The 15,210-nt window shown below is 36.3% G+C and carries 13 protein-coding genes and 1 pseudogene; 8 read left to right on the top strand and 6 right to left on the bottom strand.

The genetic code is table 11. The features are described 5' to 3' along the window. The first annotated feature begins 34 nt into the window (after positions 1 to 34). Together AC0ONG_RS20895 and pheA are read left to right on the top strand one after the other, a co-directional pair. Positions 35 to 1,945: an ABC transporter permease gene (locus AC0ONG_RS20895; RefSeq protein ID WP_001026363.1), complete on the top strand. Its 1,911-nt coding sequence runs from the start codon at positions 35 to 37 to the stop codon at positions 1,943 to 1,945. Positions 1,946 to 2,041: 96 nt separating this feature from the next. Next, the gene (gene pheA, locus AC0ONG_RS20890; RefSeq protein ID WP_000621701.1) at positions 2,042 to 2,893 is read left to right on the top strand and encodes a prephenate dehydratase; all 852 of its coding nucleotides are present in this window, start codon (positions 2,042 to 2,044) and stop codon (positions 2,891 to 2,893) included. A 177-nt stretch (positions 2,894 to 3,070) separates the two neighbouring features. Here the strand turns inward: pheA and AC0ONG_RS20885 are convergent, their stop codons facing one another. The 4 genes from AC0ONG_RS20885 to AC0ONG_RS20870 form a co-directional block, all read right to left on the bottom strand. Next, positions 3,071 to 3,541 (bottom strand): hypothetical protein, encoded by a 471-nt coding sequence (locus AC0ONG_RS20885; protein WP_474203910.1) that lies wholly within the window; start codon positions 3,539 to 3,541, stop codon positions 3,071 to 3,073. 192 nt (positions 3,542 to 3,733) lie between these two features. Next, positions 3,734 to 4,381 (bottom strand): MOSC domain-containing protein, encoded by a 648-nt coding sequence (locus AC0ONG_RS20880; RefSeq protein ID WP_000511662.1) that lies wholly within the window; start codon positions 4,379 to 4,381, stop codon positions 3,734 to 3,736. A gap of 79 nt (positions 4,382 to 4,460) precedes the next feature. Then, a complete protein-coding gene (locus AC0ONG_RS20875) occupies positions 4,461 to 5,003 on the bottom strand; it encodes a transcription repressor NadR (protein ID WP_000812273.1) in 543 nt (180 codons plus the stop codon). Beyond that, positions 5,003 to 6,145 carry an IscS subfamily cysteine desulfurase gene (locus tag AC0ONG_RS20870; RefSeq protein ID WP_000973781.1) on the bottom strand — a complete coding sequence of 381 codons (1,143 nt, stop codon included), beginning with the start codon at positions 6,143 to 6,145 and terminating at the stop codon, positions 5,003 to 5,005. The genes AC0ONG_RS20875 and AC0ONG_RS20870 overlap by 1 nt, the downstream gene beginning before the upstream one ends. 152 nt (positions 6,146 to 6,297) lie before the next feature. Here AC0ONG_RS20870 and nadB point away from each other — a divergent pair, with 152 nt between their 5' ends. From nadB to AC0ONG_RS20845, 5 genes and pseudogenes are all read left to right on the top strand, one after another. Then, positions 6,298 to 7,827 carry an L-aspartate oxidase gene (gene nadB, locus AC0ONG_RS20865; RefSeq protein WP_016098985.1) on the top strand — a complete coding sequence of 510 codons (1,530 nt, stop codon included), beginning with the start codon at positions 6,298 to 6,300 and terminating at the stop codon, positions 7,825 to 7,827. 19 nt (positions 7,828 to 7,846) lie between these two features. Beyond that, on the top strand, positions 7,847 to 8,680 hold the full coding sequence (gene nadC / locus AC0ONG_RS20860) for a carboxylating nicotinate-nucleotide diphosphorylase (RefSeq protein ID WP_001092241.1): 834 nt from the start codon (positions 7,847 to 7,849) through the stop codon (positions 8,678 to 8,680). Positions 8,681 to 8,711: 31 nt separating this feature from the next. Continuing rightward, positions 8,712 to 9,818, top strand: coding sequence for a quinolinate synthase NadA (nadA, locus tag AC0ONG_RS20855; protein ID WP_000025283.1), 1,107 nt, complete (start codon positions 8,712 to 8,714; stop codon positions 9,816 to 9,818). Between the two features lie 226 nt (positions 9,819 to 10,044). Beyond that, a pseudogene (gene safA, locus AC0ONG_RS20850) lies at positions 10,045 to 10,201 on the top strand (SafA/ExsA family spore coat assembly protein); the annotation flags it as partial. A gap of 1,917 nt (positions 10,202 to 12,118) precedes the next feature. Beyond that, positions 12,119 to 12,766, top strand: a complete 648-nt coding sequence (locus AC0ONG_RS20845; RefSeq protein WP_001093530.1) for a YhcN/YlaJ family sporulation lipoprotein — start codon at positions 12,119 to 12,121, stop codon at positions 12,764 to 12,766. A gap of 33 nt (positions 12,767 to 12,799) precedes the next feature. Here the strand turns inward: AC0ONG_RS20845 and AC0ONG_RS20840 are convergent, their stop codons facing one another. Further along, complete coding sequence (locus tag AC0ONG_RS20840; RefSeq protein WP_474203906.1) at positions 12,800 to 13,180, bottom strand: branched-chain amino acid ABC transporter substrate-binding protein; 381 nt, start codon at positions 13,178 to 13,180, stop codon at positions 12,800 to 12,802. A gap of 481 nt (positions 13,181 to 13,661) precedes the next feature. Between AC0ONG_RS20840 and AC0ONG_RS20835 the strand changes: the two genes are divergently transcribed. After that, positions 13,662 to 14,192: a BofC C-terminal domain-containing protein gene (locus AC0ONG_RS20835; RefSeq protein WP_000871202.1), complete on the top strand. Its 531-nt coding sequence runs from the start codon at positions 13,662 to 13,664 to the stop codon at positions 14,190 to 14,192. An 11-nt stretch (positions 14,193 to 14,203) separates the two neighbouring features. Here AC0ONG_RS20835 and AC0ONG_RS20830 read toward each other — a convergent pair whose 3' ends face one another. Continuing rightward, on the bottom strand, positions 14,204 to 15,148 hold the full coding sequence (locus tag AC0ONG_RS20830; RefSeq protein WP_000823610.1) for an iron-hydroxamate ABC transporter substrate-binding protein: 945 nt from the start codon (positions 15,146 to 15,148) through the stop codon (positions 14,204 to 14,206). Positions 15,149 to 15,210: the final 62 nt, after the last annotated feature.

The raw sequence follows: 15,210 nt of genomic DNA, 5'->3' as shown, positions 1-15,210 counted from the left end.
TTTGCCTATGTAGTAAGTTACAGGAGGACGATAGATGAACATTCGGCAACTAGCGCTGCAAAATATAAAAGGAAATTGGCGTAATTATAAAGTGTTTTTCTTAAGTAGTTGTTTTGCAATATTTGCTTCTTACGCATATATGTCTGTCATTGTGCATCCATATATGCAAGAGACGATGTGGTATCAAAACGTACGCTGGGGACTTATCATATGTAATGTTATAATCATTTCTTTTTTCGTCATATTTATTTTGTACTCTACTTCTATTTTCATAGAAGCACGTAAGAAAGAATTAGGGTTATATATGTTAATGGGAGCAACGAAGTCTAACGTAATAGGAGTGATTATGACCGAGCAAATTTTAATCGGGGTCTTCGCGAATATTTTCGGTATTGGGCTTGGTATGATATTTTTAAAACTCTTTTTTATGGTATTTAGTATGTTACTGGGGCTTCCGAAAGAACTACCTGTTATATTTGACGTAAGGGCGATTGGTGTAACATTTATTACATATATAGTCGTTTTTATTCTATTATCTTTTATAAGTGCTTTACGTATATGGAATATAAAAATCATTCGGTTATTGAAAGAATTTCGAACAGATAAAAAAGAGAAGAAAACATCAAAGTGGCTCTGTTTATTCGGTTTTGCTTGTTTAGTGGGCGGGTATGCGTTGGCGCTACAAGTGACGATGGCTACGATAGCGATATACTTTTTCCCTGTGTCTATACTTGTCTTTTTTGGAACGTACTTTTCTTTCGCGCATGGTGCTACCCAAGTGTTAGAAATGATAAAGCGAAATAAAAAGATTATGTATACATATCCGTATTTATTTATAGTGAATCAATTGTCACATCGAATGAAGGAAAATGGTCGCTTTTTCTTTCTGATGTCTATGGCAACGACGTTTGTAGTTACAGCAACAGGTACGGTGTTCTTATATTTTTCTAGCATGCAAGATATGTGGCGAACTGGAGGGATACACTCGTTTTCGTACATAGAAAAAGGTATTTCTACTCATGAAGTCTTTGAAGAAGGTGCGGTTGAAAAATTACTGCATCAATATGAGTATGATGATTTTCAATATATGAGTTTTATTGGAGTGTATGCATCCTTTCAGTCTAATAAGGGAGAAACAACAATAGCGCCGCTTATAAAAGAAAGTGAATATAACCAAGAAGCGAGGAAACAAAAACAGAAAACGTATCGTCCTAAAAAAGGTACAGTGACACTCGTTTATTATAATAAATACAATAATTCGAATGTATATAATCAAAAAGAGATTCAATTGCAAGTAATGAATCAACCATATCAATTCGTATTTAACGGTCAGAAAGAAGGTGTTCAATTTAACCATCATCCCTCGTACATTAATGGTCTGTTCTTCGTTATGAATGATGAAGATTTTGACAGTATAGCAAATCAGGTTCCTGATTCTGAAAAAATGATATATAGAGGCTACACATTACCAAATATCGAAAAGACGAAGAAATTAAATGAAGATTTACGGAAACATATGAAACAAGATAATAATGCATTTCGAAGCAATATGGAGTTATATGTAAATATGAAAGAAGGCGGCGATATTACTCTATTTGTAGGCTCATTTATTAGTATATTATTTTTTCTTACTTCATGTAGTATCGTGTATTTTAAATGGTTCCATAATATTGCATCGGACCGAAAGCAGTATGGTGCACTCTCTAAACTTGGAATGACGAAGGAAGAAGTATGGAAAATTTCTCGTTGGCAATTATGTATGCTATTTTTTGCGCCAATTATAGTAGGGAGTATGCATAGTGCAGTTGCGTTATATACGTTTCATAATACGCTTTTTATGGATGGATCATTAAGAAAAGTAGGTTTGTTCATTCTGTTTTATATCGCAGCATGTATCATTTATTTCTTCTTCGCTCAAAGAGAATATAAGAAACATTTAGACTAGCGAAAGCTAGTCTTTTTTTAATATTCGAAATTTGCATAGAAGAATATAAAAAAGTATGGTATAACAGTAAGAAAACGAAAAAGAGGGGAAAAGACGATGATTCGAGTAGGATATTTAGGACCAGAAGCAACATTTACAAATATGGCGGTGAGTCGTTTTTTTCCGGAAGCAGAGCATGTACCGTATCGAACGATTCCAGATTGTATAGATGCAGCTGCAAATGAAAATGTAGACTTCGCAGTTGTACCGTTAGAAAATGCAATAGAAGGTTCAGTGAATATAACGGTTGATTACCTTGTACATGAGCAGCCGCTTTCCATTGTAGGAGAAATTACAGTACCAATTCAGCAGCATTTACTTGTACATCCGCAGTATGCAGAAGTGTGGGATGAAGTATATGCGGTGCATTCTCATCCGCATGCCATTGCACAGTGCCATAAATTTTTAAATGAAGAATTAAAAGGAGTAACTGTTCGAGATATGACATCCACAAGTGCCGCTGCGCAATATGTGAAAGAACATCCTGAAGAGAAAATTGCCGCTATTGCAAATGAAGCAGCTGCAGAAAAATATGGATTAACAATTGTGAGGCGTAGCATTCATACGCATAAAAATAATCACACACGTTTCCTAGTACTCCATAAGAAAAAGAAAGCAGTACTCCCGAATAACGGAGAGAACCGCGGAGAGAAAACGACGCTTATGATAACGTTACCTGCAGATTATGCAGGTGCCCTATATCAAGTGTTATCAGCTTTCGCATGGAGAAAATTAAACTTATCAAAAATCGAATCGCGTCCGATGAAAACAGGTCTTGGAAATTACTTTTTCTTAATCGATGTCGATAAAGCGTATGATGACGTATTATTGCCAGGCGTAACGATGGAACTTGAAGCACTCGGTTTTTCTGTTACTGTGCTGGGGAGTTATTCTTCTTATTGGTTGTAAAGGGAGCTGTTGTTAAACTTGTTTGAAATGAAAAGTTGTTTATCGGTTTGAGGCAGAGTAAGCTATCGATTCTATTGGAGTAAGTGATGTAATTAAGCTAGCAAAATAAAGAAGCCGTCCTAAAAGATATTTTAGGACGGCTTTCTGTTAGGAATAGGTCACTCTTTTGTCGTGTTTTTAGTACGCATCATTACAACTATTATAATAATAGGATTCATCATTGTTCGAATTACTGCAGCAAATACAATTCGTTTGTTGTATTAATAGATTAAGTGTAGATGGAGCTACAGTATCTGAGAAAGTAATACTCAAAACATCTTCTACTAAAAATGTTTTAATATCTCCTGGTGTTAAGGTAAATGTAAGTGGAGAGCGATGGTTTAATCTTGCAATTGTTAATCTAATCGTTGTTGCAAATGCAGGACTGAAACTAAATTTAATAAGTGTCTTATTATGATTTTTAGTGAAGTTTTCAAATACAGTTCGAGGAATTCCAGTTGTCATATCAAGATCTTGAGGGGTATCTTCCGTACCGAAAATAGTATAGTTCTGTATAAAACAGTTAGTTGAATCTGAATTTGAAGAATTACATGGATGATCATTTTTCTTATAATATTTTTTTCCATTTTTTAAGAAGTAATCTGCCATAACTAATCACTCCCTTCATATATAAGGGTTAAAGGTTGTCCATATATAATATGAAATATATTTTTATATGTTTGGACGTGAAGGAAGAGAAAATAAAAATACCCCCATTAGATAAACAGATTTTTATTTTTTATCTGTCTACCTAATGGGGAGCATATCAGAACTCAATACTGTTTTACCTGGTGGGATTCTTTATTTTAACTTCACAAGACGCTCTTCTAACTGACCACGCCAAATATCAGCTAGTTCTGGAACAGCAAGAATTTTTTCTATGCCATCTTTATCTTTTCTATTATGAAAATAGATTTCGTTAGAGAACAACACAGAAATATTGCTCGGTTGACGTTCTAGTAATGTAATTTTAGAATCTTTACGTACAGTACCTTCTTGAAGAACACGGCATAGGTAGCCAGTAAATCCAGTTGCTACAATGCGCGGCAAAATGCCAGGAATACCGAGGCGTTTTGAAATAGTGCTACAAGGTACTCTTGCTTGTGTCACTTGAATGATTGCTTCACCTAGTTGATATGTATCTCCGATGCAAACATCACGCTCTAACATATTTGTTACGGTAATGTTTTCGCCAAATGTGGAAGCTGGAAGCGTAGTTTGAAATTCCTCTTCCCATAGTGCGTAATGCTCGTGTGGGTATACACAAACAGCTCGATCAGGACCGCCATGATGTTTTAAATCTGCTACGTCATCGCCGAGGAATCCATCTTTTGAGAGGAAAGCTTCTTCTGTAAGTTCCTTACATATACCAGTAATCATTTCTTTATCTTCGCTATATTTCATTTGTTTCGGTTTGCCAATGCTAAAGTGAACGAGTTTAATTCCCATAAGTGATCTCCTTTACGATTGATTACAATATTATAGCATTAAAAAAGCACAGAGAATTATAAAAACTCTGTGCTTTACATTAATAAACGAGAAATCCTGCTTTATCCAGTGCCTTGCAAGCAGCATCTAACTTTTCTTTAGAATCGGCCTCAATTGTATGTAAGTGAATACCATCTGTTAGTTGCGAAAGGTAAGAAGCATTTGTGTTTTCTATTTTTTGTAAATATTGTTCTACATCAAAGCGATTACTTACCATAATAGATGCTGTTAAATCGCCGTATACAGGATGCTCAACTTTTACGTCTTTAATCGTAACACCGTGATCAACAAGCATTGTAAGTTCTTGACGTACTTCTGCTGGTTTGTGCTGGCATACGATTACGCGTTCAAAAGCTTGTTGTTTCTCTTGTGGCTTTAAATATAAATAGCCTTGAGCAGTCGCAATAATTGGTTCGTTTCGTGCTTTAAGTAAGGAAATATCTTGCACGATAACTTGCCTACTTACGTTTGTCTTCTTCGATAGTTCATTTCCAGATAACGGCTCATTTGCAGCGAGAAGCCACTGGAGGATAAGCTGTCGTCTTTCTTCACCTAAAATCTTTTTTTGTTCATTTTGTTTCATTATGATTTAACACCTCTATAAAATTGATTTCCAATTGTGTGTAGTGCATGAATAGTAGTATCAATTTGATCTTTCGTTGTTTGTTGTCCGAAAGAGAAGCGGACATATTGTTTGGCCTCTTCATACGTTTTTCCAATTGCAAGCATGGTTTTCGAAGGTTCTTGTTTACCGACTTGGCAAGCACTTCCGGTGGAAATGGCAATACCATGACGATTACATTCTAGCATAGTATATTGACCTTCTATTCCTTTTATTGTAACCCCAACAATATGTGGTAAACAAGAAGTAGAATGACCTTCTACTTCAATTTCTAGCGGAAGTGTTTGTATTTGCTCTAAAAAGTAGGATCGTAACTCTTTAAAACGTAAACTTTCTTCCCATTGAGTTTTTAATATATTTTCAGCAGCTGTTAAAAAAGATGCGATGCCGGGAACGTTAACTGTACCTGGGCGAAATCCTTTTTCGTGAGAAGTTCCTGGAAATACTTGTTCCCAGCGAGATTGCGGATTTATGTAGCAAGCGCCGACACCTTTTGGTCCGTATATTTTATGTGCTGAAACAGAAAGACTATCAATCCCCATCTCAAAAACATGGATAGGCAGTTTACCAAACGTTTGCACACAATCCGTATGAAATAAAACATTATATTTTTTCAAAATTGCCCCGATTTCTGTAATGTTTTGAACGGTTCCGATTTCAGAGTTTCCATGCTGTATACTTGCTAGCACAGTATCTTCTGTAATAGATGCCTCTAAATCTACTAAACAAATGAGTCCGCTTTTATCAACAGGAATTTCAGTGATCGTATAGCCTTTTGATTTTAGAGATTGAAAATAACTTCGAATGGATGCATGTTCCATAGGTGTCGTAATAATATGCTTCTTATTTCGGGCATTTAGAAGTGATTGGATCGCAAGATAGTTTGATTCTGAGCCACCGCTTGTGAAGAATACTCCTTGTTCTTTTCCACCAATCATTTCCGCGAATGTTTTTCGGCAAACTTGTAATAAAGAAGAAGCCGTTCCTCCAATGTCATGTAAACTTTGTTCATTTCCGAAGTATTGAGAAGCTGCTTTCATATATGTTTGTAACGCTTCCTCGCTCATAGGTGTAGTAGCTGCATAGTCAAGATATATCATCATGTAAGTTCCTCTCTCTAGTAAGAGTTACATTTCTTTTACTTTTTAAATGGTAGTGAAAATAAGAATTATAAAAAAACTCTTGTCATTATTTTAAAACTATGTAAATATAGGTGTCAAGACAGTTGAAAAGTGTAAAGTAGGAGGCAACAATTATGCCAAGTGCAGATGTCTTAATTATTGGAAGTGGCGTTGCGGCACTTCGTGTTGCAAAAGAGATTTGTCACGAAAAGAATGTGATTATTATCACAAAGGAGACGAAACGTAATAATAATACACATTTAGCTCAAGGTGGAATTGCCGCAGCGGTAGCTACATATGACAATCCTAATGATCATTTTGAAGATACGTTAGTAGCAGGGTGTCATTATAATAATGAAGAAGTGGTCCGTTATTTAGTCGAGGAAGGGCCGAAAGAAATTAATAATCTTATTGAAAGAGGAATGAAATTTGATGGAGATGAAACAGGTCCTCATCTTGGAAAAGAAGGAGCGCATCGAAAACGTCGTATTTTACATGCAGGTGGCGATGCAACAGGAAAGAATTTATTAGAGCATCTTATTCAAGAAGTAGCTCCATACGTTACGGTAGTGGAACAGGAAATGGTGCTCGATTTTATTATAGAAAAAGATAAATGTGTTGGGGCTTTAACTCGTAACAATAAAGGAGAACTGAAACGTTACAATGCAGATTATACGGTGTTAGCTTCAGGCGGTATTGGCGGTTTATACGCCTTTACTTCTAATGATGAGACAATTACAGGCGATGGACTTGCAATGGTGTACCGTGCAGGCGGAGAGCTTGTAGATTTAGAGTTTATACAATTTCATCCGACGATGTTATACGCGGGTGGGCGTTGTTCCGGCCTCGTGTCCGAAGCTGTTCGCGGAGAAGGAGCTGTCCTTATAAATGGAAAAGGGCAGCGTTTTATGATGGATATACATTCCGAACAGGATCTAGCGCCTCGTGATGTAGTCGCAAGGGCTATTCATGAACAGCTACTTGCGGGTGAAAAAGTGTACTTAAACATCGGAATGATTCAAAACTTTGAACAACGCTTTCCGACCGTGTCATCGATATGTAAAACAAATGGAGTCGATATAAATAAAAAACTTATTCCAGTCGTGCCCGGTACTCATTTTCACATGGGCGGCGTGAAAACGAACTGTGATGGAGAGACGTCTATTCCGAACCTATACGCAGTCGGTGAAGTAGCTTGTAATGGGGTTCATGGTGCAAATAGATTAGCGAGTAATTCATTATTAGAAGGTCTTGTGTTTGGAAAAAGAATCGGACGACACATTTTATCTAGAGAGACAAAAGAAAAGGTGAGCATGCTAGCCGAAAAGGAAGCGAAGTTTATCGTTCTGAATCATTTACCGACGAAAGAAGAAATACAAAAATGCATGATGAAATATGTTGGGATTGTGCGAACAGAGCAAAGTTTATCTTATGCGAAGAGATGGCTTAGTAAGTACGGTGTTCGAAATATGATATTACAACATGATGTTCTTACGAATGAAGAGATAACACTTATTAATATGTTAACGGTTTGTGAGCTTATAGTTGTGTCAGCTCTGCAAAGAGAAGAAAGTATTGGTGGGCATTACCGGAGTGATTATCCAGATAGAAATGTAGGAAAGAAAGAGATTGTTCGAGTAAAGAGAAAACTACAACTTGTGTGATGAGGGGAAGAGGGGCTTTATGAACACGATAAAAGTGAAAGAAGCATTAAATCGATTTTTTTTAGAAGATATAGGAGAAAGAGATGTAACATCTCAGCTTATTTTTCCAGATAACTTGCTTTCAAAAGGAACGTTTCTTTCGAAGGATACAGGGGTCTTTGCAGGACGTTTAGTAATTGAATCGGGATTTAAATTAATTGATGAGAGAATTGAAGTAGAGCTTCATAAAAAAGATGGGGATCTTGTAGAAAAAGGCGAAATCATTGCAACTGTGCAAGGTCCAATTGCATCGTTATTAACAGCAGAGCGCGTTATATTAAATGTTATCCAGCGTATGAGCGGAATAGCGACGATGACGCGTAAAGCGGTTCTTGCTTTAGATAGCAGCCATACACGTATTTGTGATACGCGAAAAACAATGCCGGGGCTACGTATGTTTGATAAGTATGCAGTCGTGTGCGGAGGAGGATTTAATCACCGTTTCGGTTTATATGATGGTGTCATGATCAAAGACAATCATATTGCCTTTGCTGGTTCTATTACGAAAGCTGTTACATCGCTGAAAGAAAAATTAGGACATATGGTGAAAGTAGAAGTGGAAACAGAAACGGAGGAGCAAGTGAGAGAGGCTGTAGCGGCTGGAGCGGATATTATTATGTTTGATAACCGTACGCCAGATGAGATTAGAGAGTTTTCAAAGATTGTACCAAGTGCCATCGTTACGGAAGCATCAGGAGGCATTACAATTGAAGATTTATCGAAATACGGAAAAACAGGGGTAGATTATATTTCACTTGGAGCGTTAACACATTCAGTGAAAGCACTTGATATTAGTTTCAATATTGAAGGATAAGGAAAGTGGCTTAGAGGGGGGAGAAAGGAATATGAGTATTTTAGAAAAAGTGCAACCAATTGAAACGATGTTACCGGAGCGTTATCACAAGATGTCAAAAGAAGATATGGAAAAGCGTGTTCATGAAATTAAAGAAAAAATGGGAAAAATGTTATTCATTCCAGGACATCATTACCAAAAAGATGAAGTGGTACAATTTTCAGATGCAGCAGGGGATTCACTTCAGCTTGCGCAAGTTGCAGCGAGCAATAAAGACGCAAAGTATATTGTGTTTTGCGGGGTGCACTTTATGGCGGAAACAGCAGATATGTTAACGACAGATGATCAAATCGTTATTTTGCCAGATATGCGTGCAGGATGTTCGATGGCAGATATGGCAGATATTGAACAAACAGAAAGAGCGTGGAAAGAGCTCACGAAATTATTTGGAGATACGATGATTCCGTTAACGTATGTGAACTCTACAGCTGCAATTAAAGCGTTTTGTGGTCGTAACGGAGGAGCAACAGTAACTTCTTCTAATGCAAAGCAAATGGTATCTTGGGCGTTTACTCAAAAAGAACGTCTCGTCTTTTTACCGGATCAACATTTAGGAAGAAATACAGCGTACGACTTAGGTATCCCGTTAGATAAAATGGCAGTATGGGATCCGCATACTGATTCTTTAGAGTACGATGGAGATATAGAAGAAATTCAAGTGATTTTATGGAAAGGTCATTGTTCAGTTCATCAAAACTTTACAGTGAAAAACATAGAGAATGTACGAAAAAATCATCCGGATATGAATATTATTGTACATCCAGAATGTTGCTATGAAGTTGTAGCTGCTTCAGATTATGCAGGGTCAACGAAATATATTATTGATATGATTGAATCAGCGCCATCTGGTAGCAAATGGGCGATTGGTACAGAAATGAATTTAGTGAACCGAATTATTCAGCAACATCCAGATAAAGAAATTGTTTCACTTAATCCATTTATGTGTCCATGTTTAACGATGAACCGAATTGATCTGCCTCACTTATTATGGGCACTTGAAACGATAGAAAGAGGAGAAGAAATTAACGTTATTAGTGTAGATAAACAAGTAACCGCAGAAGCGGTTCTTGCATTAAATCGTATGTTAGAGCGTGTGTAAAGCAACGGTATTCCCGTTGCTTTTTTTCATGCACATAATCATAACGAGAACGAAATGGGCATACATTGTTGTGAAGAAATCATTGCGATTTTTTTATGCTTATTCCACTTCAAATGATATTGAAAATCGAAGAAGTGATGAAAGTGAAAAGAAGTTAACGTTATTTAGAAAGAGTTACTTCATGAGATTTGTTACTTATAGATAAGTTATACAGGAGGGGGAAAATTTGAAAATTCATATCGTGCAAAAAGGGGATACCCTTTGGAAAATTGCGAAAAAGTACGGAGTGGATTTTGATACGCTGAAACAAACAAATACACAACTTAGTAATCCTGATCTAATCATGCCAGGTATGAAAATTAAAGTGCCATCAAAGAGTGTTCATATGAAACAACAGGCTGGAGCAGGCTCAGCGCCTCCAAAGCAATACGTAAAAGAAGTGCAGCAAAAAGAATTTGCAGCAACACCAACTCCGCTTGGAATAGAAGATGAAGAAGAAGTTACGTATCAATCAGCACCAATTACACAGCAGCCAGCTATGCAACAAACACAAAAAGAAGTGCAAGTAAAACCGCAGAAGGAGATGCAAGTAAAGCCGCAAAAAGAAGTACAGGTGAAACCACAGAAGGAGATGCAGGTAAAGCCGCAAAAAGAGATGCAAAAAGAACAGCCAATTCAAAAAGAAAAACCAGTTGAAAAACCGTCTGTTATTCAAAAACCACCTGTGATAGAAAAACAAAAACCGGCGGAAAAAGAAAACACGAAGTTTTCGGTAAATGTATTACCGCAGCCGCCACAACCACCAATAAAACCAAAAAAAGAATATAAAATTTCAGATGTAATAAAAAAAGGAAGCGAGTTAATTGCTCCTCAAATTAGTAAAATGAAACCTAACAATATCATTTCTCCGCAAACGAAAAAAAACAATATAGTATCGCCGCAAGTGAAGAAAGAGAATGTAGGGAATATAATATCGCCGCAAGTGAAAAAAGAAAATGTAGGGAATATAATATCACCGCAAGTGAAGAAAGAAAATGTAGGGAATATAGTGTCACCGCAAGTGAAAAAAGAAAATGTAGGGAATATAGTGTCACCACAAGTGAAGAAAGAGAATGTAGGGAATATAATATCGCCGCAAGTGAAGAAAGAGAATGTAGGGAATATAGTGTCACCACAAGTGAAGAAAGAAAACGTAGGGAATATAGTATCACCAAATGTATCGAAAGAAAATGTAGTTATTCCACAAGTCATACCGCCAAATATTCAAATGCCAAATATAATGCCAATTATGGATAACAACCAACCACCAAATATGATGCCGATTATGGATAACAACCAACCACCGAATATGATGCCAATTATGGATAATAATCAAATGCCGAATATGATGCCAATTATGGATAATAATCAAATGCCGAATATGATGCCAATTATGGATAATAATCAAATGCCGAATATGATGCCAATTATGGATAATAATCAAATGCCGAATATAATGCCAATTATGGATAACAACCAACCACCGAATATGATGCCAATTATGGATAATAATCAAATGCCGAATATGATGCCAATCATGGATAACAATCAACCACCAAATATGATGCCAATTATGGATAATAATCAAATGCCGAATATGATGCCAATTATGGATAATAATCAAATGCCGAATATGATGCCAATCATGGATAACAATCAAATGCCGAATATGATGCCAATTATGGATAACAATCAACCACCGAATATGATGCCATATCAAATGCCGTATCAACAGCCTATGATGCCGCCGAATCCATATTATCAACAACCAAATCCATATCAAATGCCATATCAGCAAGGGGCGCCGTTTGGACCGCAATATACGTCTATGCCAAACACGAATATGATGCCAATGGATAATAATATGCCGCCGCTTGTGCAGGGTGAGGAAGATTGTGGATGCGGAGGAGAAAGTAGACTATATAGTCCACAACCAGGCGGTCCGCAATATGCGAATCCTTTATATTATCAACCAACTCAATCTGCATATGCACCACAGCCAGGAACGATGTATTATCAACCAGATCCACCAAATGTATTTGGAGAGCCCATTTCAGAAGAAGAGGCCGAAGAAGAAGTTTAAAAAGGCGGGAGTATTTCCGCCTTTTTTGCATGCGTGTTAATTAAGGAAATGAAGGTTTTTTATGAAGTGCTAGAAAATTCCCAGTGAAATATTAACAGTGTAAAAACCCTCTCTGTTACTCATCATAAGAGGGAGCTTTTCAGAAGAGAAGCTCATTCTAACAGAGGGGGTTTTTGTATTGAATACGAAAGTAAAAGTGATTGCTGCTTCTTTGTTAGTTACCAGTGCATTAGCTGCATGTGGTACACCAAAAGATAACAATGCAATGGATGGACGTAACTACAATTACGAGCGTACATCTTATAATGATACACACCAGTATCGTGATAATGTAACGCGTAATGATCGCTATACAGATTATGTAACATATAGAAATGGTCGTAACGATACAGGATATAACAATTATTACCGAGATGTAAATTACAACGGTCAAATTGCTAATCCACATCCAACACGTAATATTACAATGAATAATTCATACATTAACAATGATGGTAAAACAGCAGAAAAAATTACAAATCGTGTGAAACGTATGAATAACGTGGACCGTGTGTCTACAGTTGTATATGGAAACGATGTGGCGATTGCGGTAAAACCGCGTAATACAGTGACAAATGAAACGGCGATGGCGAACGAAATTCGTCAAGCTGTTGTAAATGAAGTTGGAAACAGAAATGTCTATGTTTCTGTAAGAAATGATATGTTTACTCGTGTCGATGCAATGAGCACACGCCTACGTAACGGTACAGTTACAAACGATTTTAATCGTGATATAGGAAATATGTTCCGAGACATTCGTTACGGTTTAACTGGTACTATGCGATAGCAAAACAAAAGAGGAAGGGATAGCCCTTCCTCTTCATTCATCGTTGTCTTGTAAACGACGTTTTTTAATAAAATAACTAACGGAGTAAGAAACTAAAAAGCATATGAGGAAAACACTACCTGTTAGAATAGCTTTAAATAGAGGTCTTTCAGGAATGAAAATGAGATAAATAATAGTAATAATAATTCCAATAAGAAGAGAGCGTAAAACAAGCTTGTAATAAGGGGTTAATTTTATTTCCTTTTCGCCTTCTTCTACATCGATTGAAACACTTAACTGTAAATAAGCAAGTAAAATACTCGTAAGCATAAATAATAGCCATAATGGAGATTTCGTAATTTGATCAATTCCTTCAGTGAATCCGATATAGCCTAAAATCCCAACTACCCCAATGTATTGAAAAAGAAAGGCCATACGTATGTTTTTTAACGTTTGAAGAATGAGACGTTCATCCTTTATTTTTTCACAATATTCATCCCCTACTTATTATGATTTCGCTTTTATATCTATTGTAATATATATTACAATTATCAATTTATAATTTACATAAAATAATTTGGATGAAAGAGGAAATAAGATATTTTTATAAACATGTTGCACTTATACTTTATTAATGTTATATTAACAAAGCGATGAGCTAATTTACGTAAGACGAGAGATATGCTTAAGTGCTAAACACGCGAATGTGGTCGCCTGGTCTCTCGCCGTAAACGCATCAAGACGCCTGCTTTGCAGGCGTCTTTCATTTTATATAAAAGTAAATGATACATGCAGATGAGGTAAATGCCTATCTGCATTTTTTATTTTTTCGAAAGAAATGTAATATGGATAAAACCCCCATTTCCGGAAAAACTACTAATGAAAGTTTGATTTTGCCTAGAAGAGGTGAACGGAAATGAAATGGATACTGATTGCGGTGCAAGCTTTCGTTATGATGTTTTGTTTCGTTTATGAAACGAATGTGAAGGCGGAAGGGCCAGTACCAGAAGTAACGAAAAAAGAACCCGAAGTTACAATTTTATTAGAGCGTATGTATGTTGATGGAGAAGTAAGTGAGGAAATACTTACAGAAAAAGTGGTGGATTTAGAAAAGTTTTTACAGCAGTATAAAGAATGGCAGCTCGTTGATCGTGATGATGTACAAATTGTATTGCAAAAGAAAGTTGATGATATTTCTCCGTTATTAAAAACGAGCGGTTATTTTGGCGTGTCAGAGGAAGGGATATTACAAATTTTCAAAGGTGTACCGAAAAGTGATAATGCGATTCACTCCTTCTTCCAAATTGATATGAAAAAGCTTGAGAGTTATGAGCGTGCGAAATTGAAGCGTGGTATTCGGATTAAATCAAAAGAAGGTTTTGTGAGAACGATTGAAAAAATGAAGCAATACGCAGTGCAAAATAAGAAAAAAAGCAGCTCATGGTGAGCTGCTTTTTCTTACTTATTCTTAGCTAAAATTTCTTTTGCGATTTCATCGATTAGCATATCTTTTCCGATTGGATTGAATGCTTTCGTATTGAAGATTTCGTTTGATACTTCATATACATGATTGTTTTTCACAGCTTTATTGTCTTTCCAAACGGCACTGTTTTTGTAGTCTTCGTAAACTTTATCAGCTTCGCCGCCAAAGTTTACAATAAACATTTGATCAGGTTGGAATGCAACAAGACCTTCTAGCGATACTTGCGCCATTGTTTGTTTTAAATCTGTACCTTTTGTTGCTGGAAGTTTTAAGTCATTAAAGATGATGTCACCGTATCCGAAGCTGCCGTATACGCGGAAGTTTTGTGGTGTAACTGCAACGAACATAAAGTTCTCATCTTTTGTTTTCTCTTTAATTTTTTTAGATAAAGAGTCTGCTTTCTTATCGTAGTCTGCAATCCATTTGTCTGCTTTCTTCTCTTCGCCAAATAGCTTACCTACTTCTTTAAATTTACCACGCCAGTCTTCTAAGTTTGTTTCTAGAACAACTGTAGGTGCAACCTTTTCTAGTTGATCATAAATTTTTAATTGACGGTTGTTTAAAATAATTAAGTCTGGTTTTAAAGCAGTAACAGCTTCTAAATCAACTTTAGGTGCCCAGTACCAACCTACTGCTTTTACTCCATCTAACTTATCTGTTAAGTGATTTTGGATTTTATCTTTATATGTATTTGCTGTACCAACAGGTTTGTGTCCAAGAAGTAATAGTTCTTCTGTTGATCCAGATAAGTCAACAATTCTCTTTGGATTTACTGGAATTGTTGCTTCACCTTTAGCATGTTTTACAACTTTTGTTTTCGGTTGTTCTTTTGCTTTCGATTCTTCTTTTTGAGAAGAGCAGCCAACGATAGAAAGAACAACAAGCATAATAGTAAATAAAATAAATAGCTTACGTTTCATCCTGATGTAACCCCTTTAATTAGTATTGATAATCATTATCGACCTCTGTATATTAAGGTGCT

This window comes from Bacillus sp. TCT6 (assembly GCF_056033845.1).
The sequence above is the reverse complement of the archived record's forward strand: the minus strand, read 5'-3'. Positions and strand labels throughout refer to the sequence as shown.

Bases quoted from the DNA above. Each gene is read 5' to 3' on its own strand.
- AC0ONG_RS20895 (WP_001026363.1), top strand. From the start codon at position 35: ATGAACATTCGGCAACTAGCGCTGCAAAATATAAAAGGAAATTGGCGT.
- pheA (WP_000621701.1), top strand. From the start codon at position 2,042: ATGATTCGAGTAGGATATTTAGGACCAGAAGCAACATTTACAAATATG.
- AC0ONG_RS20885 (WP_474203910.1), bottom strand. From the start codon at position 3,541: ATGGCAGATTACTTCTTAAAAAATGGAAAAAAATATTATAAGAAAAAT.
- AC0ONG_RS20880 (WP_000511662.1), bottom strand. From the start codon at position 4,381: ATGGGAATTAAACTCGTTCACTTTAGCATTGGCAAACCGAAACAAATG.
- AC0ONG_RS20875 (WP_000812273.1), bottom strand. From the start codon at position 5,003: ATGAAACAAAATGAACAAAAAAAGATTTTAGGTGAAGAAAGACGACAG.
- AC0ONG_RS20870 (WP_000973781.1), bottom strand. From the start codon at position 6,145: ATGATGATATATCTTGACTATGCAGCTACTACACCTATGAGCGAGGAA.
- nadB (WP_016098985.1), top strand. From the start codon at position 6,298: ATGCCAAGTGCAGATGTCTTAATTATTGGAAGTGGCGTTGCGGCACTT.
- nadC (WP_001092241.1), top strand. From the start codon at position 7,847: ATGAACACGATAAAAGTGAAAGAAGCATTAAATCGATTTTTTTTAGAA.
- nadA (WP_000025283.1), top strand. From the start codon at position 8,712: ATGAGTATTTTAGAAAAAGTGCAACCAATTGAAACGATGTTACCGGAG.
- AC0ONG_RS20840 (WP_474203906.1), bottom strand. From the start codon at position 13,180: ATGGCCTTTCTTTTTCAATACATTGGGGTAGTTGGGATTTTAGGCTAT.
- AC0ONG_RS20835 (WP_000871202.1), top strand. From the start codon at position 13,662: ATGAAATGGATACTGATTGCGGTGCAAGCTTTCGTTATGATGTTTTGT.
- AC0ONG_RS20830 (WP_000823610.1), bottom strand. From the start codon at position 15,148: ATGAAACGTAAGCTATTTATTTTATTTACTATTATGCTTGTTGTTCTT.